Annotated in this window: 18 protein-coding genes; 4 read left to right on the forward strand and 14 right to left on the reverse strand. The window is 67.2% G+C overall.

Annotation, left to right across the window (positions count from 1 at the left end; genetic code table 11):
- Positions 1 to 110: 110 nt before the first annotated feature.
- The 4 genes from F3087_RS05220 to F3087_RS05235 form a co-directional block, all read right to left on the reverse strand.
- Positions 111 to 2,357, reverse strand: coding sequence for a heavy metal translocating P-type ATPase (locus F3087_RS05220; protein ID WP_150400565.1), 2,247 nt, complete (start codon positions 2,355 to 2,357; stop codon positions 111 to 113).
- A gap of 65 nt (positions 2,358 to 2,422) precedes the next feature.
- Positions 2,423 to 3,385 carry a hypothetical protein gene (locus tag F3087_RS05225; protein ID WP_150400566.1) on the reverse strand — a complete coding sequence of 321 codons (963 nt, stop codon included), beginning with the start codon at positions 3,383 to 3,385 and terminating at the stop codon, positions 2,423 to 2,425.
- A gap of 352 nt (positions 3,386 to 3,737) precedes the next feature.
- Positions 3,738 to 4,454, reverse strand: a complete 717-nt coding sequence (locus F3087_RS05230) for a sterol desaturase family protein (protein WP_223884826.1) — start codon at positions 4,452 to 4,454, stop codon at positions 3,738 to 3,740.
- A gap of 23 nt (positions 4,455 to 4,477) precedes the next feature.
- Positions 4,478 to 5,200, reverse strand: coding sequence for a FadR/GntR family transcriptional regulator (locus F3087_RS05235; RefSeq protein WP_150400567.1), 723 nt, complete (start codon positions 5,198 to 5,200; stop codon positions 4,478 to 4,480).
- A 177-nt stretch (positions 5,201 to 5,377) separates the two neighbouring features.
- On the opposite strand from F3087_RS05235, the gene F3087_RS05240 reads away from it, so the two are divergent.
- On the forward strand, positions 5,378 to 6,088 hold the full coding sequence (locus F3087_RS05240) for a VOC family protein (protein ID WP_150400568.1): 711 nt from the start codon (positions 5,378 to 5,380) through the stop codon (positions 6,086 to 6,088).
- Here F3087_RS05240 and F3087_RS05245 read toward each other — a convergent pair.
- The 9 genes from F3087_RS05245 to F3087_RS05285 are packed head-to-tail and all read right to left on the reverse strand — an operon-like array spanning position 6,077 to position 18,608.
- Positions 6,077 to 7,330 carry an MFS transporter gene (locus F3087_RS05245; RefSeq protein ID WP_150400569.1) on the reverse strand — a complete coding sequence of 418 codons (1,254 nt, stop codon included), beginning with the start codon at positions 7,328 to 7,330 and terminating at the stop codon, positions 6,077 to 6,079. The genes F3087_RS05240 and F3087_RS05245 overlap by 12 nt on opposite strands.
- 4 nt (positions 7,331 to 7,334) lie before the next feature.
- On the reverse strand, positions 7,335 to 7,997 hold the full coding sequence (locus tag F3087_RS05250; RefSeq protein ID WP_191093772.1) for a hypothetical protein: 663 nt from the start codon (positions 7,995 to 7,997) through the stop codon (positions 7,335 to 7,337).
- Positions 7,994 to 9,664: an ABC transporter family substrate-binding protein gene (locus F3087_RS05255; RefSeq protein ID WP_150400570.1), complete on the reverse strand. Its 1,671-nt coding sequence runs from the start codon at positions 9,662 to 9,664 to the stop codon at positions 7,994 to 7,996. Before F3087_RS05255 ends, F3087_RS05250 begins: the two co-directional genes overlap by 4 nt.
- Before the next feature lie 37 nt (positions 9,665 to 9,701).
- On the reverse strand, positions 9,702 to 11,384 hold the full coding sequence (locus tag F3087_RS05260) for an ABC transporter family substrate-binding protein (RefSeq protein ID WP_150400571.1): 1,683 nt from the start codon (positions 11,382 to 11,384) through the stop codon (positions 9,702 to 9,704).
- Positions 11,385 to 11,416: 32 nt separating this feature from the next.
- A complete protein-coding gene (locus tag F3087_RS05265; RefSeq protein WP_150400934.1) occupies positions 11,417 to 13,111 on the reverse strand; it encodes an ABC transporter family substrate-binding protein in 1,695 nt (564 codons plus the stop codon).
- A gap of 23 nt (positions 13,112 to 13,134) precedes the next feature.
- Positions 13,135 to 14,823, reverse strand: coding sequence for an ABC transporter family substrate-binding protein (locus F3087_RS05270; RefSeq protein ID WP_150400572.1), 1,689 nt, complete (start codon positions 14,821 to 14,823; stop codon positions 13,135 to 13,137).
- Between the two features lie 13 nt (positions 14,824 to 14,836).
- Entirely contained in the window at positions 14,837 to 16,717 is a 1,881-nt protein-coding gene (locus F3087_RS05275; protein WP_150400573.1) for an ABC transporter ATP-binding protein, read from the reverse strand.
- Positions 16,714 to 17,634, reverse strand: coding sequence for an ABC transporter permease (locus F3087_RS05280; protein ID WP_150400574.1), 921 nt, complete (start codon positions 17,632 to 17,634; stop codon positions 16,714 to 16,716). Before F3087_RS05280 ends, F3087_RS05275 begins: the two co-directional genes overlap by 4 nt.
- Positions 17,631 to 18,608 carry an ABC transporter permease gene (locus F3087_RS05285; protein WP_150400575.1) on the reverse strand — a complete coding sequence of 326 codons (978 nt, stop codon included), beginning with the start codon at positions 18,606 to 18,608 and terminating at the stop codon, positions 17,631 to 17,633. Before F3087_RS05285 ends, F3087_RS05280 begins: the two co-directional genes overlap by 4 nt.
- Before the next feature lie 160 nt (positions 18,609 to 18,768).
- Here F3087_RS05285 and F3087_RS05290 point away from each other — a divergent pair, with 160 nt between their 5' ends.
- Together F3087_RS05290 and F3087_RS05295 are read left to right on the forward strand one after the other, a co-directional pair.
- Positions 18,769 to 19,899 carry a hypothetical protein gene (locus tag F3087_RS05290; RefSeq protein ID WP_150400576.1) on the forward strand — a complete coding sequence of 377 codons (1,131 nt, stop codon included), beginning with the start codon at positions 18,769 to 18,771 and terminating at the stop codon, positions 19,897 to 19,899.
- Between the two features lie 112 nt (positions 19,900 to 20,011).
- Positions 20,012 to 20,812: an HAD family hydrolase gene (locus F3087_RS05295; RefSeq protein WP_150400935.1), complete on the forward strand. Its 801-nt coding sequence runs from the start codon at positions 20,012 to 20,014 to the stop codon at positions 20,810 to 20,812.
- A 298-nt stretch (positions 20,813 to 21,110) separates the two neighbouring features.
- Here the strand turns inward: F3087_RS05295 and F3087_RS05300 are convergent, their stop codons facing one another.
- The gene (locus F3087_RS05300; protein ID WP_317983907.1) at positions 21,111 to 23,813 is read right to left on the reverse strand and encodes an N-acetylmuramoyl-L-alanine amidase; all 2,703 of its coding nucleotides are present in this window, start codon (positions 23,811 to 23,813) and stop codon (positions 21,111 to 21,113) included.
- 376 nt (positions 23,814 to 24,189) lie between these two features.
- Between F3087_RS05300 and F3087_RS05305 the strand changes: the two genes are divergently transcribed.
- Complete coding sequence (locus F3087_RS05305; protein ID WP_223884828.1) at positions 24,190 to 25,980, forward strand: SpoIID/LytB domain-containing protein; 1,791 nt, start codon at positions 24,190 to 24,192, stop codon at positions 25,978 to 25,980.
- The last annotated feature ends 46 nt before the right edge of the window (positions 25,981 to 26,026 follow it).

A 26,026-nucleotide genomic window follows, 5' to 3' on the forward strand; every position in this document is an offset into this window, starting at 1 on the left:
GGGGCACGGGAAGTGCCGCCATGGCACTCGGGAACAGCGGCGTCTTGCAGTAGCCCGCAACGCCGAACGGGACGGCACCGGTGGGTGCCGTCCCGTCGGGTTTCCGGCGGTTACCGCGCGGTGGAGCGGAAGGTGCGCAGCCGCAGGCTGTTGCTGACCACGAAGACCGAGGAGAACGCCATGGCGGCGCCCGCGAGCATCGGATTCAGCAGCCCGGCCATGGCCAGCGGGATCGCGGCGACGTTGTAGGCGAAGGCCCAGAACAGGTTGCCCTTGATCGTGCCGAGGGTCCGGCGGGCCAGGCGGATCGCGTCGACCGCCGCCCGCAGATCGCCGCGGACCAGCGTGAGATCACTGGCCTCCATGGCCACGTCGGTGCCGGTGCCCATGGCCAGGCCGAGATCGGCCTGGGCCAGCGCCGCCGCATCGTTGACGCCGTCGCCGACCATCGCGACGACCTTGCCCTCGGCTTGCAGCCGCTTGATCGTGTCCACCTTGTCCTGCGGCAGCACCTCCGCGATCACCTCGTCGATGCCGACCTGAGCGGCGATCGCCGCGGCGGCCGCCGCGTTGTCGCCGGTCAGCATGATCGGGGTCAGGCCGAGCGCCCGCAGCTGCGAAATCGCCTGCGCCGAAGTCGGTTTCACCGCGTCGGCGACCACGAGCACACCGCGCGCCTTGCCGTCCCAGCCCACCGCCACCGCGGTCTTGCCGTCGGCCTCCGCGGCCCGCATGGCCCGTTCGAGGTCGGCGTCCAGCTGCTGTGACCAGTCGGCGAGCAGCCGTGCCCGGCCGACGACCACCGCGTGCCCGTCCACCACGCCCTGCACCCCGAGGCCCTCGATATTCGCGAAGCCCTCGACCGGTGGCAGCGCACCGGCTTTCTCCCCGGCGCCCTTGGCGATCGCCTGCGCGATCGGGTGCTCCGAGGAATCCTCCAGCGCCCCAGCGAGAGCGAGCACCTGGTCGGCGTCTTCGCCTTCGGCCGCAACGACATCCAGCAGCGTCATCCGGCCGGTGGTGACGGTGCCGGTCTTGTCCAGCACCACGGTATCCACCCGCCTGGTCGATTCCAGCACCTCCGGCCCCTTGATCAGGATGCCGAGCTGCGCGCCGCGACCGGTGCCGACCATCAGCGCGGTCGGGGTGGCCAGCCCGAGGGCGCACGGGCAGGCGATGATCAGCACCGCGACCGCGGCGGTGAACGCCGCCGCGACGGAACCGCCGGTGCCGAGCCAGAATCCGAGCGTGGCCACCGACAGCGCGATCACGATCGGCACGAAATAGCCGGAGATCTGATCGGCCAGCCGCTGCGCCTGCGCCTTTCCGGTCTGCGCGTCCTCGACCAGCTTCGCCATCTGCGCGAGCTGGGTGTCCGAGCCGATCCGACCGGCGCGCACCACGATCCGGCCGCCGACGTTCACCGTGGCGCCGACCACCGCGTCGTCGGTGCCGACCTCCACCGGCACGGACTCACCGGTCAGCATCGACGCGTCGACGGCCGACGAACCCTCGACCACCACGCCGTCGGTGGCGATCTTCTCCCCGGGACGAACCACGAACCGGTCGCCGACGGCCAACTGCTCCACCGGAATTCGCTGTTCGGTCCCGTCACGCAGCACCGAGACCTCTTTCGCGCCGAGCTCGAGCAAGGCCCGCAGGGCCGCACCGGCCCGCCGCTTGGACCGCGCCTCGAAGAAGCGCCCGGCGAGGATGAAGGTGGTGACGCCCGCCGCGGCCTCCAGGTAGATGCTGCCGGTGCCGTCCATCCGGGAGATGGTGAACTCGAACGGGTGCTTCATCCCCGGCATGCCCGCGGTGCCCCAGAACAGCGCGTACAGCGACCAGCCGAGCGCGGCGAGGGTGCCCATGGACACCAGCGTGTCCATGGTGGCGGTGCCGTGGCGCAGATTGGTCAGCGCGGCGCGGTGGAACGGGAGCGCACCCCACACCACGACCGGCGCGGCCAGGGTCAGCGACAGCCACTGCCAGTTGGTGAACTGCAACGCGGGGATCATCGCCATCGCGATCACCGGCACGGTCAGCACCAGCGAGACCAGCAGCCGGGTACGTAACGCCGCGGTCGGATCGACCTCGGCCGCAACGGTTTCCGCGGTCTTCGGGGCGGGCAGCGTCGCGCTGTAGCCGGCCTGCTCGACCGTGGCGATCAGGTCCGCCGGCGAGACATCGCCGGTGACGTCGACCCGCGCCTTCTCGGTCGCGTAGTTCACCGTCGCCGTGACACCGTCGAGCCGGTTCAGCTTCTTCTCGATGCGATTGGCGCAGGACGCGCAGGTCATGCCGCCGATCACCAGTTCGACCTGCCCGATGCCGGGTGGTTGTGTCGCGGTGGTCATCGTGTGCTCCGTTCTGTGCGGCACGGTAGTGGAGATTCAGCCGGCGTGGGGGCGACCGGCGCGCTTCAGTGGGTGTGCGCCGGGGCGCCGTGTCCGGCCGGGTTCGGCTCGGGAGCGGGTGTGCCGCCGTGTTCGTCGTGGCGCACCGGCTCGGCCGCTGCCGTGCCCTGGCCGACGGTCAGCGTGAACTCCGCGGTGCGGACCACGCCTTCGTGCTGGAAGTCCAGGAACAATCGGTAGTCGCCGGTGCTCGGCGCGGTGACATAGAAGGTGATGCCGGGGCCGGCCGGGGTGACGCCGTCGCCTGGGTGGCCGTCCGGGTGAACATGCAGGTAGGCGAGGTCGGTGGTGCGCAGCGCGACCAGGTGACCGTATGCCGCCAGGTAAGGCTGCAGATCGGTGACCGGCTTGCCGTCGCGGCTCACCGACAGCGTCACCTTCGAGGCCTGCCCGGCGGTGACGGTGCCGTCCAGGGTGACGGTGTAGCCGCCGACCTTGGTGGTGGTCGCCGCGCGCGGCAGCGGCTGCGGGTCGTAGTTGCCCGCGACTCGCAGATCCGCGCCGAGGGTGAGGTTCTCGCCGTCCTCCGGGATGAAGTCGGCGAACACCCGGTAGTCCCCGGCGCGGGTGAGATCCAGTGGGACGCTCCAGGTTCCGTCGCCGCCGAGGATCGGGTGCACGTGCTGGAAGGCGGCCATATCGCGGCGGACCACGATCAGGTGCAGGTCCTTGTCGTGATTGCGCTGGTAGCGGGTGACCGGCGCGCCGTCCTGATTCAGTATGCGGAACCGCAGCGGAACATTCGGGGCCGCGGTGGTGAGCGCGGTATCGAGCCGCAGGGTGTATCCGTTCTCGGTGGCCATCGTTCCTCCAGGTGCGTGGTCGGGCGGGACAGCAGGCCCGTCCTCGTGAGCGTGTGATTCGGGGGCGGCGGGATCGGGACCGATCACCGCGCCGGTGGCAAGTGCGATGCCGAAGACGGCGGCCAGGCCGAGGGCGAAGCCGGCGAACTTGGTGGTTGCGTTCATCGGATGCTCCGTTTCGGGTCTGACGTCAGCCGGCGGCGGAGTCGACGCCGCACCCGCAGGTCATTCCGGTAGTCGTCACGGTGATCGCGGTGCTCATGGTGTCTCTCCTTCTGTGACGGCATCTGCCGCCCTTCCTGTAGTTACCATACCCCCCTAGGGTACTCAGTCAAGAACTTCTTCCCGAGTGATCGGAGTTCCCCCGGTCACAGGGGTTGGCCGACAGCACGAAAAAGGCCACCGCCCTAGAAATAGGGCGATGGCCTGGCAGTCGCGCTCGAGCGCCTCATCCAGTTCCAGCGGGACATGGCTGCGGCGACGCGCCGTCGACGCCGCAGCCATGTCCCGCTGGAACTCAGCTGGCGTGTAAGTGGCGGGCGGTGGGGGAGGATTCGGTCGCGGCGGGATCGGGGTGGGTGCCGAAGAGGCGGTCGGCGGTGCCGGAGGTGGTGACGGTGAACCAGTAGTGCTCGTTCTTGTAGTGGTGGTGGCGGTGGTTGCGCCAGACCGCGCGGTAGAGCGAGCGTTTCGGCTTGTAGTCGGTGTGGATGAGGTAGTGGGTCCACTCGTAGCCGAGGCCGAGGATCGTGATGGTGAGCAGGAAGGTCAGGCCGAGGCCGAGTCGCGGGAAGGCGAAGACGCCCAGCGCGATCAGGACGACCACCAGCACCGACAGGGTCTTGGTCGGGATGAAGATCAGCGGGATGTCGCGCGGATCGACATGGTGCTCACGGTGTTTGCGGGCCAGCTCGCTGTCGATCGCGATCGGACCGAGTTGTCTTGGCCGCCAGTGCAATACGGTGACGTGCACGATCCATTCGAAGACCGGGAACACCGCGAGCATCGCCGCGGGCACCAGCGCGTCGGTCAACTGCCAGTCGCCCACCAGGATGCGGCCGACCAGTGCCGCGATCAGCGTGAGGCCGATCAGCCACGGCGACGGATGGCGGAGGAATTCGCGGAAGGCCGCACCGAGCGTGAGCCCGCGGCGCAGCGCCCGTTCGTCGTTGCGCACCCGGGCGCGGGCGGTCTGCTCGACCGAATCCTGTTCGGGGGAATGGGGTTTCGTCATCGTGATTCCTAGGTGAAACGTGATCAGTGTCCGCCGAGGACGCCGATCAGTGCGGTGGTCGCCGGCTCGAGCAGCGCTCGGGCGATATCGGCGGCCTCTTGTGGCCGGCCCGCCACGATGGCGGCGGCCAGTTCGCGGTAGGCCTCGACATTGCCCACCTCGGCGGACATGATCGGGGCCAGCGCCACGAGCGCCGGTTCGTACGCGGCGCGCAGCATGTTGAACATCAGCCGGAACACGATCGAGTCGGCCGCGTCGACCACGTGATCCCAGAACGCCATCGCATGTCGCTGCTGCGCCACCGGATCCTGTTCCGCGGCAAGCGCATCCACGCTGCCGGTCAGTGCCGCGCCGACTGCCGCAGAATCCGTCGTGCCCAACCGGACGGCGGCCAGTTCGGCCACTTTCGGCGCGTTGTGCAGCCGCGCCTCCAAAATGCTGCGCGCCACCGCCGGATCCAACTCGCCGGCCTGAACCAGCAGTCGCGGCAAAACCTCCAGCCCCGCCCCGCGCCGGTAATCCAGAACGGTCGTCGCGTCCCCTTGCCGCACCGCGACCAGCCCCGCCGCTGCCAGCCGCTGCAACGCCTCCCGCACGGCGGGCCGCGACACCCCTAATGCCTCGGCCAACTGCCGCTCACTGGGCAACGCCGTCCCCGGCGCCAGCTCCCCGCTCAACACATCCGCCGCGATCTGCTCGAAAACATCCCCCGACACCGACCGCTTGATCACTGGTTGCAACGCCATGCTCCTACTCTGCGCCTAGATAGGTCAGGAGGTCAAGTGGTCAGACCAATTCGAAATGTGCGGTGCCGAGCAGTCATTCAGGGAGACGTGACCCAGATCACCGAAATTGGCATAGGCGCGAAGCGAGCACAGGTCCGTACGGTCGATTTCGGACTCGATCACCAAGGGGAGGCACAGATGGCGAACATTTCGATACCGCAGCTCTGGGGCGGCGACCTACCGGCCACATTGGATTTCTACCGCACACTCGGCTACACGGTCACCCGGGAAATGACCCGCCCGTACACCTACGGCGAGGTGCAACGTGACGGATTCGAACTGCACTTCGGTCCGACCCCGAAGGACCTCAGCGCCGAACAGGCGTACATCAGCTGCCTGGTCAAGGTGGACGAACTAGCCGCCTGGCACGCCGAATTCAGCACCGCCCTACGCGCCCGCTACGGCCGGGTACCCGCCCGCGGCCTCCCCCGAATCACCCGATTCCGCCCGGGCCAAACCCGTTTCACCGTCGTAGACCCGGTCGGCAACTCCGTCATCTACCTCCAGCACACCATCCCCAAACTGAAATACGGCGGCGCCCAAGACCTTTCCGGCCTCCCCCGAGCCCTCGACAACGCCCGCAACTACCGCGAATTCAAAAACGACGACCCCACCGCCACCCGCATCCTCGAAACCGCCCTACGCCGCCACGCCCCCACCGCAACCCCCGCCGACCAAGCCCGCGCCCTGGCCATCCTCGCCGAAATAGCCGCCGCCGCAGGAAATTCCAACCGAGCAACCGAACTGATAACCGAAATCAACACCCTGAACCTCACCCCAGCCGACCGCGCCGAGATCGCCACGGAACTACAAACAGTCACCGACCTACAACACTGGCTACATTCCTGAACCAGACGCGTCCCGAACCGGCCAAGCCCGCCACGGCAGTAGGAACGCACTGCTCAGCAACGCGACGGCCGCGCAGCCGATAGCGAAACGAACGCTGGTGACGGTAGCCAAGACGCCACCGAGGGCAATGAACGCCGGTTGGCAGGAGCGAGAGCTGATGGACCAGGCGATGCCTACCCGCGACATGTAGGCATCGTCGGTCACACGCATCCGGAACGTGGTGAAGACGGGATTGAACACACCCGCGCTGAACAGCAGCGCGGTCTCCGCCGCGACGATGATCGCCAGCCCGGCGACTCCAGGCCCGGCGAGCACAAGGAAACCCATCCAACACGTGCGCAGCACGCCGAACCCGAGCAGCACCGTGCGTTCACCGAAGCGCGTGATCAGCCGGCTCGTCAGCAACGACCCGATGATGCCGCCGAAGCTGGGAATGCCGAGCGCCACCCCGTACTGCCACGGCGCGAGTCGCAGATCGCGCAGCATGAGGATCGCCAGCAGCGGGCCGGTGAGTCGGATCGCGCCGCCGAACACCATCGCGTTCCAGAACAGCGCATGCAGTGTGGGATGCCGGAAAATGTAGGCCCAGCCGGCCCGGATGTCGGCGACCCAGCGGCGCTCGGCCTGCGCGACCGGTGGCGGCGGCTCGGGCCGCTCCAGCGAACGAATCCCCAACGCGGACAGCAGGAAACTGATCGCATCGATCAGCACCGTCGTGCCTGCGCCGAAGATGCCGATCAGGATTCCGCCGATCGGCGCACCGAGCCCGGAGACCGTCCAGAACGTCGTCTCGAACCGGCTGTTCGCGGTGGTCAGCATCGGTGCGGGCACCAGCGCTTTGAGGTGTGCCCCGCTGGCCGCACTGAACACCATCGTGCACAGCACCTGGGCCGTCGCCACCACACACAGCTGCCCGTAACTGAGCACCCCGAACGCCATCGCCACCGGAACGGTCGCAAGAGCCGCGAAGGACAGCAGATCCGCACCGATCATCACCGGACGTTTGCGGCGGAACTCGACAAAAGGCCCGAGCGGCAGCGCAATAGCCGCGCTGACCACGGCCGAGAGTGCCGCGAGCAGCGACACGCGAAAGTCGGATGCCCCGAGCACGATGATCGCGATCAACGGCAAAGCGCCTGCGCTGAGCGAACTTCCGAGCTGGCTGATGGTCAACGCGCCCCACAGCCGGTGAAAATCCGTGGACAGCTTCGTTTCCGAGGCGAGCGCGGACTGTGCGATCAAGGGGTCAGCTCGGGTCGGAGCCGCGGATGGCGGAGAGCCAGAGGGCGGTGGCGGCGGCTGTTGAGGTGGCGGCGAGGAAGGTGGTGAAGGTGCCGCCGTCGACGTAGATCCACATGAGGGCGGCGAAGGGGGCGGCGACGGTGGGTTGGGCGTCGAGGAGGAGGCGGCGGCGCAGGCGGGTTGCGGTGGTGGTGAGGGTGGGGGCGTGCGGGTCGGGGAGGGAGGGGTTGTCGATGAGCCGGCCGGGGGGTTCGGTGGTGCGGATGCGGCCGGCGGGGTAGAGGCGGTGGCCGGCGATGTGGATGGTTCGGTCGGTCAGGTCGGCTCGGGATTCGGTCAGGGTCATCAGGGCCGGGTCGAAATAGACCGGGAGCCAGCGGGGTCGGCCGGTTTCGCTGATCTCCAGCCAGGAGCGGCTGACCAATCGATGCTGTTGGCGGATGCGGGAAACACCCACGGTGCGTGTGGTTCCCGAGGGCCAGAAGGCGAGAAGTCCACGCGCAACGGCGATTCGAAAGCCCGTATATCCGATGATCCCCAGCGCCACCGTGGCCAACGCCGCCACCTGGTCCAGATCGCCGAACGGCGCCCAGGCGAGACATACCGCCAGGGCGCCGATCGTCACACTGATCGGATAGGCCAGGGGGTGGCCCGATCCGAAACTCACTTCAGGAAGCCAACTTTCGTGTAGTCGGCAGAGGCGAGGCCGAACGCGCCGTAATTGGCGAGGTTGTCGCGGACGGCATAGGTGCCCGACGCCTGCTGCAATGGCACGGAGTATCCCTCGGCCCAGATCATCTGGTCGCATTTGTTGGCGAGCTCGATGGCCTTCTCCGGATCGAGTTCCGCGACGGTCTGCTCGATCAGCGCGTTCAGCTCCGGGGAACCGATCCGAGCCTTGTTGCTCTGCAAGTTGTTCGGGTCGTAGGCATAGATCTGCGGAAGAGCGCCCAGCGGGAGAACGCTACCGACCCAGCTGAACTGGGCGATGTCGAAGTTGCCCGGATCGATGACGTTCTTGAACAAACCGGAGCCGGGCACCGTCTGGATGGTCAGCTTCACGCCGACCTTCGCCAGATTCTGCTGCACGATCTGCGCGGTCTGCACCCAAAGGTCCTGCTGGTACATCACATCCCGGAGCTCGAGCTTGCGCCCGTCCTTTTCACGCACATCGCCGTTGAGCTTCCAGCCGAGCTCGTCCAGCATCCGTGCGGCCGCGTCCGGGTCGTAGGCGATCGGCGCCGCGTTGTCCTGATAACCCTTCTGGCCCGCCATGTAGATGTGATTGTTGAGCGGTTTCGGGTTGTCGACCACACCGTTCTGCGCGGCGGTGACCAGCCCTTGCCGGTCGATGGCCTTCGAGATGGCGATGCGCAGCTTGGGGTCTTCGAGCAACGCGCCGGGCGCACCGTTGAAGGTCAGATGCGACCAACTCGGCTCAGGTGTGCGCCGGATGACGACGTTCTTGGCATTGCGTGCGGCAGTGACGTTCTCGATGCCGGACATATACGCGTAGTCGAGCTCGTTGTTCTGCACAGCGGGCAGCGTCGCCGTGCTGTCGAGCACGCTGAAGGTGATCCGGTCCAGCTTCGGCGTCGGCCCCCACCACTTCGGATTGCGTCCGAGGGTGATCCGGTTCTGGCTGCGGTCGATCTCGGTGACCACGAACGGGCCCGCACTGACCACCGGGCCGTTGCGGTCGCGATCGTTGAAAGCCTCCGGGGTGCCGGTGGTTTCCTTCGGATAGAGGTAGCCGAACTGCCCCTTCCATTCCGCGTAGGGCTTGTTGAACGTGACGACCGCCTGCCGATCGTCGACCCCGCGTTCGACCTTCTCGACCCGCTCGAAACCGCTGGTGGACGACACCAGGAACCGGTTGTCCCGCCCACTGAGCGCAGCCGCCTGCGAGCGCAGATCCGCCCAGGTGATCGGCGAACCGTCCGACCACACCGCCTTCGGATTGATCGTGTAGGTGACCTGCTGCGGGCTGGTGCCGGTCAGCTGCACGTCGGTGAAGAAGTTGTGATCCACGGTCAGATCGCCCGCGGCGTCACTGACGAACGGCGACGGCATCGTCGGGGCGGCGATCGCCGATCCGTCGTCGGTGCCGCCGTCGACGTGCAGGTAGTTGAACGTCTCCGGAAATGCGGACAGCGACAGCCGCAGATTGCCGCCATCACGCAGCTCGCTCGGATCCTTCGGGTTGATGTCATTCGTCGTGCCGATGGTGCTGGTGCCCGGCGTCACGCTGCCGTTATCGGCACAGCCGGACACGATGAGCCCGATGGCGACGCACGGAATCGCGACCCGTGCGCCCAGAGAGCGAATCCTCATTCGGGGACCTTCCTGTTCATGGAGCGATCGGCGACGTCTACTTCAGGAAGCCGATTTTGGTGTAGTCGTAGGTCGCCAGGCCGGCCGCACCGAAGTTCGCCAGGTTGTCGCGGACCGCGATATTGCCCGGGGACTGGGTGAGCGGCAGCGAGTGCCCTTCCTCGAAGACCTTCCGGTCGACCTGATTGGCCAGCTCGATGGCCTTCTTCGGATCCAGCTCGGACACCGCCTGCTCGATCAGGTCGTTGAGCTCGGGCGAGCCGATCCGGCCGTAGTTGCCCTGGATGTCCTCGGGGTTGTAGCCCCAGATCTGCGAGAGGCTGCTGAGCGGGAACGGGTCGCCCACCCAACTCCACTGCCCGACATCGAAGTTGCCCGGAATGATCCCGTCGCTGAAGAATCCCGTGCCCGGCTTGGTCTCGATGTTCAGCTTGACGCCGACCTGCGCGAGGTTCTGCTGGATGATCTGGGCGATCTGGACCCAGACGTCCTGGTTGTACATGACATCGCGGATTTCCAGCTTGCGGCCGTCCTTTTCGCGGACGTTCCCGTTGAGCTTCCACCCGAGATCGTCCAATTCCTTGGCGGCCGCGGTCGGATCGAAGGGCAGGTTGTTGTCCTGGTAGCCCTCCTGGCCTCGCATGTAGATGTGATTGTTCAGCGGCTTCGGGTTCTCGACCAGGCCGTTCTGCGTAGCGGTCGCGATGGCCTGCCGGTCGATGGCCTTCGAAATCGCTACGCGCAGTTTGGCGTCGGCGAGAATGGAGCCCGTCGCACCGTTGAAGGTCAGGTGCGACCACTGGTTACCCGGCGCCCGGCGCAGCACGATGCCGGCGGTGCTCTGCGCGGTCTTCAGCTCATCCCGGCTGGCGATGCCGACGGCGTCGATCTCGTTGTTCTGCAGGGCAGGCAGCTGCGCCGAGTTGTCGAGGACGCTGAAGGTGATCGTGTCGAGCTTCGGCTTGTCGCCCCACCACTTCGGGTTGTGGCCGAGTACCACTCGGCCCTGTGCCCGGTCGACGGATTGCACGATAAATGGACCCGCACTCGGTCCGGGGTCTTGGAGAGCGCCCTTGTTGAAGGCCTCCGGTGTCGAGGTGATCGATTTGGGGAAGAAGAACGTGGTGCCCGCGAATTGTCCACGCCAGTCGGCGTAATGCTTCGCGAAGGTGATAACCGCTTGTTTGTCGTCTACCCCGCGTTCGACCTTCTCCACCCGGTCGAAGCCCGCGGTGGCGGCGATCAGGAACGACTTGTCCACGCCGCTCATCGCGTGTGCTTGCGACTGGATGTCTTCCCAGGTGATCGGCGTGCCGTCGGACCAGACCGCCTTGGGGTTGATGGTGTAGGTGACCACCTGTTTCGGTTCGGTGCTGGTCAGCTGGATATCGGTGAAGTAGTCGGTGTTGACCGAAAGGTTGGCGGCCGCATCGGTTTTGAATGCGCGCGGCATAGTCGGACGCAAGAGAGCGGCCGTGTCGGCGTCATTTCCGTCGTTGGTGAGCCCGTTCCAGTTCTGCGGGAGCGCGCCGAGCGCCAGGCGCAGGTTTCCCCCGTCCCGGATCTCGCCGACATCCTTCGGATTGATGTCGTTCGTAGTCCCGAGCGCATCGGTAGAACCCGCCGGCGCACTGGTGTCGTCGGAGCTGCATCCGGCCGCGATCAACCCGATGGCAACCAGCGGAATCGCCAATCGCGTTGTCCATGAACGAACCCGCATGTTGCGCTCCTTCTTGCAGAGATACTGCGTAGTTACTTGACGAACCCGATTTTGGTGTAGTCATAGGAGGCCAGCCCGGCCGCCCCGTAATTGGCGAGCTCGGCGCGCACGCCGACATTGCCCGGCGTTTGGTACAGCGGCAGCGAATGCCCTTCCTCGAAGATCTTCCGATCCACCTCGTTGGCCAGTTCGATCACCTTCTGCGGATCGAGTTCGGAGACGGTGCGTTCGATCAGCGCGTTCAATTCCGGCGAACCGATTCGGCCGTAGTTGCCCTGCAGATCGTCGGGGTTGTAGGCGAACACCTGGGCGAGATCGCCGATCGGGAACGCGTCGCCGACGAGGGAGAACTGGGCGACGTCGAAGTTGCCCGGCCGGATGACATCGGTGAACAGACCCTGCGCGGGCTTGGTGTCGATGATCAGCTTGACCCCGACCTGGGCCAGGTTCTGCTGCATGATCTGCGCCATCTGGATCCAGCCCTGGCTGTTGAGCATGACGTCGCGGATCTCGAGTTTGCGACCGTCCTTCTCCCGGAACTCGCCGTTGAGTTTCCAGCCGAGGTCGTCGAGCATCCGCGCGGCCGCGGCGGGGTCGTACGCGATGGGCGCCGAATTGTCCTGGTAGCCGACCTGACCCGCCAGGAAGACGTGACTGTTCAGCGGTTTCGGATTCTCGACCATGCCGTTGTGGATGGCGGTGACGATGCCCTGCCGGTCGATCGCCTTCGAAACGGCCACGCGCAGTTGGGGATCGGCGAGGATGGAACCCGGCGCGCCGTTGAAGCGCAGGTGGCCCCAGAAGTTGCTGGTCGCTCGGCGGATCGCGATGCCGGGGGTGTTGCGCGCCGTCTTCACGTCGTCGAGGGTGCCGAGCCCGACCGCGTCGATCTCGTTGTTCTGCAACGCGGGAAGCATCGCGGCGGGATCGAGCACGCTGAACGTGATGGTGTCGAGCTTCGGGGTGTTACCCCACCATTTCGGGTTGTGGCCGAGAACGACGCGGCGCTGGGTGCGATCCACGTTCTGCACGCTGAACGGACCGGCGGTCAGGGTGACCCCGTCGATCAGGCCCTTGTTGAACGCCTCCGGATTCGCGGTCACCGATTTGGGGTACAGCGACCCTTCACCGGCGAATTGACCCTGCCACTCGGCGTACGGCTGTTTGAACGTGATGACCGCCTGCCGGTCGTCGGCGCCGCGTTCGATCTTCGCCACGCGGTCGAAGCCGAACGACTGCGCGATCAGGAACTGCTTGTCGGCCCCGCTCAGCGCGATGCCCTGGGAACGCATGTCTTCCCAGGTGATCGGAGATCCGTCGGACCAGACCGCCTTCGGATTGATCGTGTAGGTGACGACCTGCGGACTGGTGCTGGTCAGCTGGATATCGGTGAAGTAGTCGGTGTCGATCGACAGCTTGCCCGCGGCGTCGGTCCGATAGGCGCGTGGCATCACGGGCCGGAGGATGCTGTTGATCGAGGCATCGTTTCCGTCGATGGTCAGCGTGTTCCAGTTCTCCGGAATCGCCGAGGTGGCCAGCCGCAGGTTGCCGCCGTCGCGCAACTCGTCGCGTTCTTTCGGATTGACATCGTTGGTCGTGCTCAGGGCGCCGGTCTCACCCCGGGCATGACTGTCGTCGTCGGAACTCGAGCAGCCGCCCACGAGCAAGCCGAGCGTGAGCATGGGAATGGCGAATCTTGTTGTCGCTGAACGCCTCCGGCGAGACATCTCGCGGCGTTGCACGGCTTGGCTCACTTCACGAATCCGATCTTGGTGTAGTCGTACGACGCGAGTCCCGGTGACCCGAAGTTGGCGATGTCGGAGCGGACGCCCCAGTTCCCTTCGGACTGGGTCAATGGCAGGGAGTGGCCTTCCTCGAAGACCTTTCGGTCTACCTCGTTGGCCAGGTCGATCGCCTTCTTCGGGTCGAGTTCGGAGAGGGTTTGATCGATCAGGGTGTTGAGTTCGGGGGAGCCGATGTGGCCGAAGTTGTTCTGCCAGTCGCCGGGGTGGAAGCCGTAGGTCTGGGGGATGCTGCTGAGCGGGAAAGCGTCGCCGACGTAGACGAATTGGGCGGCGTCGAAGTCGCCGGGGTTGATCACGTCGGTGAAGAAGTTCGCGCCGGGCTTGGTGTCGACGATGAGTCTGACGCCGATCCGGGCGAGGTTCTGCTGGATGATCTGGGCGATCTGCACCCAGGTGTCGTCCTTGTACATGACGTCGCGGATGACCAGTTTGCGGCCGTCCTTTTCCCTGGTGTCGCCGTTGAGTTTCCAGCCGAGGGCGTCGAGTTCCTCTGCGGCGGCGTCGGGGTCGAAGCCGAGGCTGTTGTTCTGGTAGCCGGCCTGGCCTTCCAGGAAGACGTGACTGTTCAGCGGTTTCGGGTTCTCCACCAGTCCGTTCTGCACCGCGGTGGCGATGCCTTGGCGGTCGATCGCCTTCGAGATCGCCACGCGCACACTGGAATCCTCGAGGATGGAACCGGGTGCGCCGTTGAAGGTGATGTGCCGCCAGCGATTTCCGGGCGCGCGCCGCACGACCACGCCGGAGGACTTGCGCACGGTGGTCGCGTCGTCGAGGTTGGTGAGCAGCACCGCGTCGAGTTCGTTGTTCTGTAGTCCGCCGACCCACGAGTTGCGGTCGAGCACGGTCCAGGTGATGGTGTCGAGCTTCGGCTTGTCGCCCCACCAGTTCGGGTTGCGGCCCAGCACGATTCGGCCCTTGCCGCGATCAGCGGACTGGACGAGGAACGGGCCCGCGGTCGGGCTCATCTCGTCGACCAGGCTCTTGTTGAACGCCTCCGGATCGCTGGTCACCGACTTGGGGAACAGCGACAGGTTGCCGGCGAACTGCCCGCGCCATTCGGCGAACGGCTGCTTGAACGTGATGACGGCCTGATGGTCGTCGATGCCGCGCTCGACCTTCTCCACCCGGTCGAAGCCGACGGTGATGGCGATCAGGAAACGCTTGTCGGTGCCGTCCAGCGCCTTGGCCTGGGATTGGATGTCCGCCCAGGTGATCGGCTTGCCGTCGGACCACACGGCTTTCGGGTTGATCGTGTAGGTGACCTGTTGCGGGCTGGTGCTGGTCAGCGCGACGTCGGTGAAGTAGTCGTGGTTGACCGTGAGCTCGCCGGCCGCGTTGGTATTGAACGCGCGCGGCATCAGCGGGCGTTCGATGTCGGCGATCTCGGCGTCGTTGCCGTCGACCGAGAGCGTGTTCCAGTTCGCCGGGTACGCGGTGGTGGCCAGCCGCAGGTTGCCGCCGTCGCGCAGCTCGTCGACGCCCTTGGGGTTGATGTCGCTGCTGGTGCCGATCGCGCTGGACACGCCGGCCGCCGAGCCGTCGTCGCTCGAACCGCAGCCGGTCGCGACCAGGCCTAGCGCGACCACCGGTATCGCCCAGCGCAGGGCCGTGGTTCGGCTTGCTCGGATCGGCATCGCACTCTCCTCACTATCGGCTGACGGCAGGCACCGGCACCGCGTCGATCAGATCGCGCGTGTACTCGTGCCGCGGATCGGCGAAAATCTGTTCCGCCGGACCGGATTCGACGATCTTGCCGCGCAACATCACCGCGATGTCGTGCGCCAGATTGCGCACCACGGACAGGTCGTGCGAGACGAACAGATAGGACAGTCCGCGCTCGATCTGCAAGTCGCGCAACAGGTTCAGCACGCCGGCCTGGATGGAGACGTCCAGCGAGGACACCGGCTCGTCGAGCACCAGGATCTCCGGATCCAGCGCCAGCGCGCGGGCGATGCTGATGCGCTGCTTCTGCCCGCCGGAGAAGTCGGCCGGATAGCGTTCGGCGTGATCACGGCGCAGGCCGACCTGTTCGAGCAGTTCGGGCACCCGGCGCCCGATCTCCTCGCGCGAGCGGCCGTCGATGCGCATCGGCTCGGCCAGCGCGTCGAAGATCGGCAGGCGCGGATCGAGCGAGGCGGTCGGATCCTGGAAGACGATCTGCATCTTCCGGCGGATCTCCCGCTTCTGCGCCTTGGTCAGGGTCGCGACGTCGCTGCCCATGATCTCGATGGTGCCCGATTCCGGCCGGACCAGGTCGAGAATCTGGCTGAGCGTGGTCGATTTCCCGGAACCGGACTCGCCGACCAGGGCCAGCGTGCGGCCCGCGCGCACCTCGAAGCTGATGCCGTCGACCGCGCGGATCTCGCCCTTGCGGCGCTTGAACAGGATGCCCGCGGTGATCGGGAAGGTCTTCACCAGCTCCGAAACCCGAAGCACCACTTGGTCGCTGACCTCGGCCTCGACCCGGGGCTCGGTGATCTCCTGCCGATAGGCCTCGAACAGGTCGTCGACGCCGACCTCCGCGGTGCGGATGCAGGCGGCGGAGTGGCCGGGGTTGGTCTTCTCCAACGGTGGCTCGGCGACCCGGCATTCGTCGATCGCGATCGGGCAGCGCGGCGCGAACGAGCAGCCCGGCGGCAGCGCGTGCATGGCCGGCGGTGCGCCCACGATCGGGATCAGCGGCTGGCGGGCGGGGCGGTCCATCCGCGGGATGGAGCCGAGCAGGCCCACCGTGTACGGCATCCGCGGCGCGGCGAAAAGCTCAGCGGTGGTGGCGGTTTCGACGATCTTCCCGGCGTACATCACCGCGACCCGGTCGGCCAGCGTGGCCGCGATGCCCATGTCGTGGGTGATCATGATGACGCCCGCACCGGTGATATCGCGCGCCTTGCGCAGCAGATTCAGGATCTGCTTCTGCACGGTGACGTCGAGCGCGGTGGTCGGCTCGTCGCAGATGATCAGCGCGGGATCGTTGGCGATCGCCATGGCGATGACCACGCGCTGGCGCATGCCGCCGGAGAACTCGTGCGGAAAAGCCTTGGCGCGCACCGCGGGTTCCGGGATGCCGACCAGGTCGAGCAGCTCGATCGCGCGCGCCGCCGCCTCGGACTTGCTCATCTTGCCGTGCGCGAGCAGGGCTTCGGCGATCTGCTCGCCGACCCGGTACACCGGGGTCAGCGCAGAGAGCGGGTCCTGGAACACCATGCTGATGGAACTGCCACGCAGCCTGGACAATTCGCGATCGCCGAGGCCGAGCAGCTCGCGCCCGCGCAACCGGATCGAGCCGCCGATGCGGGCCTGCTCGGGCAGCAGGCCGATCACCGCGAGCGAGGACACCGACTTGCCGGAGCCGGATTCGCCGACGATGGCCAGCACTTCGCCGTCGGAGACGGTGTAATTGACCCCGCGCACCGCCTCGATGCGCCCCTCCTCGCTGGGAAAGGACACGCGAAGGTCGGTGACCTCCAGCAGCGGTGCGGTGAAGTTCTTCTCGACCACGACCTTCTCGGTGGGGTCAGCGCCCGTCATACCTTTGCCTTCTTCTTCGAGCGCGCCCGCTTGGCGCCGGGGTCGAACGCGTCGCGCAGTCCGTCACCGACCAGGTTGGCGCACAACACGATGGTGATCAGCAGGCCACCGGCGAACAGGAACAGCCATGGATAGGTCAGCGCCGACTTGGTGCCGGACGCGATCAGCGAGCCGAGCGAGACGTCCGGCGGCTGCACACCGAAACCGAGGAAGCTGAGCCCGGTTTCGGCCATGATCGCCGCGCCGACCGCCAGCGTGGTGTCGATGATCAGGATCGACGCGATGTTCGGCAGGATGTGGCTGACGATCACGGTGCGCGTCGGTGCGCCCATATACCGTGCGGCCCGGACGAATTCGCGATCGCGCAGGCTGAGCGTCAGACCGCGCACGATGCGCGCGCTGATCATCCAGCCGAACACGCTGAGCAGCAGGATCAGCAGCAGAATCGACCCGCTGCCCTTGGTCCGCGGCGCGAACAGCGCGACGATGATGAAGCTCGGCACCACCAGCAGCAGGTCGACCAGCCACATGATCGCGCGGTCGGTCCAGCCGCCGAGCAGCCCGGCGGTCGCGCCCGCGGTCGCGGCGATGGTGGTCGAGATGAGCGCGACGCACAGGCCGATCAGCAGCGACTTCTGCATGCCGCGCAGGGTTTGCGCCAGCACGTCCTGCCCGATCTGGGTGGTGCCGAACGGGTGCTTGCCGCTGGGCGGCTTCAGCAAGGACGTGTAATCCAGCTGCTGATAGTCGTATTTCAGCAGCGGCGGCAGCGCGAAGCTGAGGACGAACAGCAGGATCAGGATGACCGCGCCGATCACCGCGGGCTTGTTGCGCAGGAAACGGCGCAGGACCAGCTTGCTGCGCCCGGCCGCGGCGGGCTCGGGCGCACCCTGGACGATGATTTCCGCTTCAGTCATCGCACACGCACCCGAGGATCGAGAATCGCCAGCACCACATCGGAGAGCAGCCCCGACACCAGCACCACCAGCCCGGCGAACGCGGTCACCGTGACCACCACGTACAGGTCCTGGGCGTTGATCGAGTCGACCAGCCACTCACCGACGCCGTGCCAGCCGAAGATCTTCTCGGTGAACGTCGCGCCGGTAATCAAGCCGAGCAGGCTGTAGGCGAACAGGGTCGCCATCGGGATCAGCGCGGTGCGCAGGCCGTGCTTGTACAACGCCTTGCTGCGGGTCAGACCCTTGGCGCGGGCGGTGCGAATGAAATCGCTCTGCAACACGTCGAGCATGGCGTTGCGCTGATAGCGGCTGTAGCCCGCCATGCCGCCGAGGGCGAGACCGGCCGTCGGCAGCACCAGGTGCTGGAGCCGGTCGAGCAGCTGCGGGAAGAATCCGTCGATCCGGTTCGCCGAAGTCTCCCCGGTGTAGAGGAATATCTGCGAGCCGGTGAGCGAATTGATTTCCAGCGCACCGTATTTCAAGAGTGTCGCAAGAAGGAACACTGGCGTACTCAGCACGAGTAGCGAGATGATGGTGGTGAAGTAGTCGCTGAATTTGTACTGCCGGATCGCTCCGGCGGCACCGATCAGGACGCCCAGCACGGTGCCGACCAATGATCCGATGATCAGCAGGCGCAAACTCACCGCCACCCGGCGCGGCAGTTCCTGGCTCACCGGCTGCCCGGCCAGGGTTTTGCCGAAATCGCCTTGCGGTATCCCCTTCAGCCAGGTGATATAGCGCTGCGGGATCGGGTCGTTGAGGTGTAATTCCTCGGCCTTGGCATCGATCACCGCCTGCGGTGGGCGCGGATTGCGCTGTTCCAGGCTGTCCAGCGGGCGGAACGTCAGCGACGCCAAGCTGAAGGTCAGGAACGACGCGAGCAGCAACAGCACGACATAGTGAAGCGCGCGTCGTAGCAGGAAGCCGGTCATCAGTCCTCGTGGTCTTTCGGCTGGACGGGACCAGCGTCGAGTATTAGCCCCTGATCATAAGGACGATGACCCGGACGCGCGTGTCACGCGGGGCCGGGCATGTCCATTATTCTTGCGGCACACGCGGACGCGGTCGGTTCGACGCGACGAAGGGGGAGCCATGAACTATCCGCAATATCCCGGTGGGTACAACCCGTATCCGGGATATTCGGCCGGAATGCCGGCGCCGAGCGGGGGCACCGCGATCACCGCGGGCGTGCTCGCGTGCGTCGGCGCGGTCGGCCAATTGCTCGGCGGCGGAATCAGCCTGGCGTTCGGGCTGATCGGCTGGCAGCTCGACGAATACGACACGACCGGGCTGTTTTCCGAGGACTGGTTCCAGACCTGGGCCATCGCGTCGGGGGCCATCTCGCTGGTGGTCGCGATCGTGCTCGGGGTCGGCGCGATCGGGATGTTCAGCCGGAAGTCGTTCGGGCGGTTGCTCGTTGTGGTGGGTTGCGCGGCGGTGATCGTCGCGGAGATCGTGGGGTTCGCGATCGTCCGGTCGTTCGACGGGACCGACAGTTTGAGTGGCACGCTCAGCGGCGGCGCCAGTGGTCTGTTCGGTCTGATCTTCCCCACCGTCACCGCGGTGCTCGCCCTGCTGCCCATGACGAGCCGCTGGTTGGCGCACACGCCGGTCGCGATGATGCCGCAGCCGTATGGATACCCCTACCCGGGACCGCAGGGGCAGGCGTGGCCGCAACCGCCCGTCGACCAGCAGCCGCAAGGTGGCTGGGGACAACCCATGCCGCAGGCCGGACAAACGCCCTGGCAGCAGCCACCGCCGCAGGCGGCATGGGGCACGCCTGCGCAGCCAGCACCCGTCGACGGGCAGCAATCGGACCAGGCCGGGTCCGGCCAAGCGTCCTGGCCCCAGACGCCCGGGGCAGCGCAGGCCGCCTGGGGTGCATCCGCGCACTCGGTATCTGACGGGCAGTCGTCCGTGCCGCAGGCCGGGTGGGGGCAGCCCGTGTCGGCCGGGCAGCAGGCGGCCTGGAGTGCGCCCGCGCAGCCGGGTTCTTCGGTACCGGGCGGGGGACAGTCCGTACCTCCGGTAGGTGCGGGTGTGCCTGCGCAGTCAGATGATGCGGCCTCGAAAGACCAAGCCGCGTGGCCGTCGGCCGAGGCAGCGGCGAGTGACGCGCCCGCTTCGATCGGCCGCAACGACGAGACTGTGCTGCGCCCACCCACTTCGGTGCCACCGGCGCAACCCGCGGACGACACCGTGTGGCGCCCACCGTCCGCGTAGACCGCGGCGAGTGTCGACCGATCACCACCTTCCTGGTGATACCCCCGCCACTCCCAGACGGTTGTCCGGCAGGATGGAATAGGTGACCCTCCTGCACCTGCCCAAGCCGAAGATGGTGGCGACCGACGTCGACGGCACCCTCATCGATCACGACGAGCGGGTCACCGCGCGCACCAAGGCGGCGGTGGACGCGCTGATCGGCGACGGTGTGCCGTTCGTGCTTGCCACCGGACGCCCGCCGCGCTGGATCGACCCGGTGGTCGACGGGCTCGGCTACGCGCCGCTGTGCGTGTGCGGCAACGGGGCGGTCATCTACGACAGCGCCACCGATCGGGTGCTGGCCAGCATGACCTTGGACGTGGCCACCCTGTCCTGGATCGCCGACCAGGCCGAGGAGGCGCTGCCCGGGTGCGGGCTCGCGGCCGAACGGGTCGGCGAGAGCGCGCACGACGCGGTCACCCCGCAGTTCGTCAGCTCCCCGCTCTACGAGCACGCCTGGCTGAACCCGGACGACACCACGGTCGCCCGGCACGAGGTGATCGACGCACCGGCGATCAAGATGCTGATCCGACTACCCGGCGCGCGCAGCTCCGACATGCGCACCGTGCTCGCCCCGCTGATCGGTGAGCGCGCCGACATCACCTACTCCACCGAACACGGCTTGATCGAGTTGTCCGCACCCGGCGTCACCAAGGCCTCCGGCCTGGCGATCGTCGCCCAGCGTCTCGGCGTCGAATCCGCGAACATCGTCGCGTTCGGCGACATGCCCAACGACGTCCCGATGCTCACCATGGCCGGCCACGGCGTCGCCATGGCCAACGCCCACCCCGAGGCCAAAGCCGCCGCCGACGAGGTCGCCGAGTCCAACTCCGACGACGGCGTCGCCCGCATCCTCGAACGCTGGTGGATCTGAATTGGTCGTTGCGCACGAGTTTGCTTGCTGCGCAATGATTTGCCCGCTGGTTCGTGCGCAGCACGTTAAACGGTGCGCGGTGTGCTGGTGCGCGGGCTTACGCGTGCCCGTGGCGGAGGCTTGCCTCGCGCAGAGTCATAACGATGCAGGTCAGAGTTGAGGGCCTGCGTCGAAATTATCTGGTGTGCAACAGTTATCGACCGCTTGTGGGGCGGCAGGTGGGGTGCCGTGAACGCAATCGGAGCCCGCGGCCGTTGAGTGGATCACGGCGGCGAGCTCCGAGTGGGGTGGTTCAGATTCAGCCCGCTGGTTCCGGGGCGGGGGTTGGGAGGAAGTCTTCCGGAGCGGGGAATTGGAGGGCGTCGGGTTGCGGTGCCGGGGCCGGGGGCTCGGCGGGTGCTGGAACCTCAGCGGGAGTAGAGGATTCAGCCGGAGCCGGAGCGGGAGCCGGTCCCGGTGCAGCGGCGGGTGCCGGAGCCGGCCCGGGTGCGGCGGCGGGTGCGGGGCGGCCCCCATCCTGCTGGTAGGTGTCGTTGTAGGTCTTCCATACCGTGGTGACGATGCCGGTTACCTGGTTGAGGATCAGGGAGCCGTACTGGAAGTCCGCGCGCTGGCCGTTCGGGACGTTGTAGGCGTCGCTGGTCGGGAGGCCGAGCACGCCCGCGTCGCCGCCTAGTTGCAGGAAGCGGTCGAGGATCTTGCCGAGCACCTCGATGACCTTGCCGTCGGGCGCGGTGTAGACGTAGCCGTTGGCGAACTTGGCGTACTGCTGGCCCTGGGCAGCGGGCAGCGGCTCGGTCTGGGCGGCGCCGAGCGGTCCGCGGGGGCCGCCGTTATCCGCCCAGTGCTTGGCGATCGGGTTCTCGTTCACCATGCCGAGCAGCTTCTTGGTGAGCGCGGCCAGCGCGGACAGGTCGGGCTTGTTGCGCGGCGCGGCCTGCGGGGCCGGGCTGTTGGCGGCGCCGTCGGTGCCGGTCCCGTTGTTCGCGTTGCTGTCGGTGCCGTTGCCGGTTCCGCTGCTGGTGACGCCCGAGCCGCCCGCGACACTCGCGGCGATTTCGCGAATTCGATCCATTTGCTCATAGGCGGCGTCGCCGGGGCAGGTGGTGTTGCCGACGTCGCGGTGGGCGAACACGATCGGCAGATTGACCGCCTGACCCATGGCGTAGGAGGTGTACTCCGTGCCCTCGGAGTACATGGTCGTCTTGCCCTGCGGGTTGAGATGGGCGATCTTGGCGCGCCAGCCGATGAAGTTGCCGATCGCCTCGATCGACTCCTCGGTCGGCGGGTCCTGCGTGTAGTTGCCCATCAGCGCGACGCCCGCGGTGTTCTCGTTGAACCCGCCGGCGTGCGCGCCCTGTACCGCGCGATCGAGTCCGCCCGCGCGGCCCTCGAAGATCTGGCCGTACTTGTCGACCAGGGCGTTGTAGCCGATGTCGCACCAGCCCAGCGTTTTCGCGTGATAGGTGTAGATGGCGCGGACGATGCCCGCGGACTCTTCCTCGGTGTAGTCGTTGCGGCCCGCGGTGTGGTGCACGGTGATGCCGCCGAGGCCGTCTTTGCCGGGTCCGTCGTCGTAGGTGGGTTCTTCGCAGCGGATGCTCTCGTCGGCGCCCCACCCCTCGCGGGAGATGACCTTGGGTCCGCCGCCGGGTGCGGGCGCGGCGACCTTGTGCAGTGCGCCGTCGATGGCGCCGCGGCCCGGATCGATGAGAACGGCGGTGAGGTCGACGCCGGACATCTGGGCCGGATCGTCCGAGCGCGGTGCGGGCCGGTCCGCCGGGTCCGGCGCGGTCGCCGCGGCGTTCTTGCGGGTGACCAGCATCTGCACCGCGTTGGTGGTGCCGACGTAGAGCGGCTCGGTGCCGGTCTTGCCGCCGGCCGCGGCGCGATCGGTGCGGCGGGTGTCCACCGGTTCGGCGTTGAACCAGGGGCCCCAGCTGCCGTCGGATTGCCGGGCGCGCAGCATGGCCTTGGTGTTGGTCAGGTCGGCGGCGGTGAGGGCGACGACGCTGAACGGAGTTTCCCGGGAGAGTTCCTTGACCTGCGCGCCGACCTGATCGGTCAGTTCGGGCGGGACCGCGCCGGGAGCCAGCGCGGGCGTGTCGGGCGTGGTGCCCGGTTCGAGACGGCTCGGGTCGGCGATGAAACGCGCACCGCCTGGAGCAGATTGAGCGGGGGTCGGTGCGGTCTGCCCGGAATTGGGCATCTGGCCGGGTGCGGCGACCTGCCCCGGGACGGGGTTCTGCACCGGAGTGGAGGCCTGGCCCGGATTGGTGTTCTGACCTGGCACGGCGGCTTGGCCCGGATTGGTGTTCGGCGCTGGCGCGGCGGCTTGGCCCGGGATGGAGTTCTGCGCCGGCCCGGCGGCCTGGCCTGGATTGGTGTTCTGGCCTGGTGCGATGGCCTGCCCGGGAATGGAATTCTGGGTCGGGGCGGCGGCTTGGCCAGGCGAATTGTTCGGCGCGGTGCGGCCCGGAATGTTGTTTTGATTCGGCGTAACCGCCTGGCCCGGAAAACTGTTCTGAGTTGGCGCGGTGGCCTGCCCGGGGAATGGTGTCTGCCCTGGTGCGAGGCCCTGCCCGGGAGTGGCGTTCGATCCAGGTGCGGTGTTCAGACCTGGCGCGCTCTGCTGGCCGGGGGTGGCCGGATGTGGACCATTCAGCTTCGGTAGCGGAATTTCTTTCGGTAGCTGCACACCAGGTGGCAGCGGTAGTCCGTCGGGAATGGGAATCGACGCCGGTAGCGGCAGCATGCGCAGATCCGACAGGTGCAGATCCGGCAGATCCAAGCCGGTGAGTTCGCGCAGCGGAAGCACGATGTCGGGGGCCAAGTTCAGCACGACCTCGGCCAGCTGGGCCGGTACGGCCGCGAGTTCGGTGCCGGTGGTCGCGCGATAGTCGGGCGAGTCGCTCATTGTGAGCGCCGCGAGCGGGGCCGCTACCGCAAGCGTGGTGACAACCGGGAGGACGTAGGAACGTTTCGGTTTGCGGTAGGGCACGAGCGTCTCCATTCAGGTCGAACCAGTGATCGTGTGCAAAACCAGGGTTGCTTCCTGATGTATCAACGATCACAATAGTCACTACTGTCACATATCTAAACCTCTGGTTGAGGATTATGTGATTGCTCGAATGTAGCTCTCGGAATGCGGCCGGATGGAACGACATGCCGACAGGTATCCAATCCGCCCGGCCCCGGAATACCGTGGGAGTGAACGGATGCGACGCACCACAGCACCGGAACGAAAGAGCACGGGGGGAGCACAAATGCGGGTGAAATCTGCGCGCAGAGCAAAACGAGCGGCACGCCGGGGACAGCGCACGCGCGGGCCCGGACAACCTGCGCTATCCACGCGGTCGGTGCTGGTCACCGGCGGTGTGACGCTGACTGTAGGTGCCGTGCTCGTGCTGTGGGCGTGGCCGGGGGACACGCCGTATCGGACCGTCGCGGGACCCGGGCACGGGCGCGGCATGAGCCAGCTCGGCGCGTTCGCGAACGCGCAGGAGGGGTGGACCGCCGAAAATATCCTCGGGCACTACTACCCAGGCGCCACGCTCGGCACCGTTTCGGCAAACACCGTCGGGATCCGGCTGACCGCTCAGGACGACTCGACTCTCGACACCTATGCGGGCACCGGTCTGTGGGTCGCCGGCCAGTTCGTCGAGGCCGGGCAGGCCGCGCATCTGACTCCGCTGCCCACCGGCGGCGCGAACGTGGTGGTGACCGTCGGGTGTGACGGCGAGGTGCTGTGGCAGGCGGCGACCGATGATCCGTGGGTCTATCCGGTCAACCGTGAACCGAATCGTCCGGCGGCGGAGCACCTGACGCTCTGCGGTGGTTCGGCGTATCGCGGCGCGCTCGGTGTGGCGACGGAGAACGGGTCGGCGCGCACCGTCAACCGCGTCGACGCGGAGGACTACCTGCTCGGTGTCATCCCGGCCGAGGTGCAGGCGAACTGGGCGGACAAGGGCGGGGCCGAGGCCTTGCGCGCGCAAGCGATCGCCGCGCGCTCGTATGTCCTTGCCGAGCACCGTTTTCCGTATGCGCAGAGCTGCGACACCACCGACTGTCAGGTGTATCCCGGTACCGCGAAGGAGGATCCGCGCGCGGCCGCCGCCGTGGTGTCCACCGCGGGGACCGTGCTGTTGCGCGACGGGCGAATCCTGCGGTCCGAGTACTCTTCCGCGCCCGGCGGTGGCGAACCCGCCGACATCTACACCTTCGAGGTCGGACCGGCACTGAGCGAGGTCGCGCCCAACGCACCGACCACTCCGGTGGATCCGCGGACGAAGGTCGCGGTCGGTGAATCGCCGATCGACGTCGAATACCGTCGAATCGGCGGTGCGGCAAGCAAAGTCGGCCAGCCGCTCGGACCGGAGATGGCATTGCCGGAACATGCCGGGACGTATCGCATGTTCACCAACGGGGTCATCATCTACACGGCCACCCTCGGCGCACAGGTCGTCGACTTCACGACATTGTTGCAGTTGGTGCCCGATCCGCCGGCACCGAAGAGTGGTCCGTCGAACGCGAGCGTGCCGTCAGCGCCTGGTCCCGTTGCGCCCGTACAGGTTCCACCGGTAGGCAACGCTCCGAGCGCGCCCGCGCCAGCTCTGTCCGGAGCAACCACGCCGCCGGTACCTGAGTCAGGACCGCCTATTGCCAACGCGATGCCAGTGCCCGAGCCACCGTCCGCGGGCACCCCTGCTGCGCCCGAGCCCGGGAGCGTGCCATCCGATGCCGCCGGAGCGCCTGTCGCCGAGCGGGTTCCGGCCGGCGCGAGCATCTCGTCGCCGGTCGAGTCGGTTCCGGCTGGTGCCAGCGCAGTACCGGTGTTCGAGCCGGGGCCAATCGATGGGGATGTGCCTACGGATTTCGAGTCCGCGCCGTCTGATGCCGGTGTGCCGTCGGTACCGGAGCCTGCGCCTTCGGGTGTCAGCACAGTGCCTGTGCCGGAGTCGGTTCCGTCCGGGGTGAGTGTGCCGCCGGTGTTCGAGTCCGCACCGCCGATCGGCTTCGTGCCGCCCGCGAGTTCGGTATCACCCGGCAGCACGGTCGCGCCGACGACCGCGGCTACCCCAACACCGCGTCCGACGCCAGGGATTCCGATCCCGTCGGGTGGTGCGACGAGTAGTCCGCTGTCACCAGGATCGTCAGCACGGCGGTGACGATTGGCGGCTAGTCGGTGAGCGGCGGCCTAGGCCGAAATTGTTT

It is taken from the genome of Nocardia colli, from assembly GCF_008704205.1.
GTDB lineage: Bacteria > Actinomycetota > Actinomycetes > Mycobacteriales > Mycobacteriaceae > Nocardia > Nocardia colli.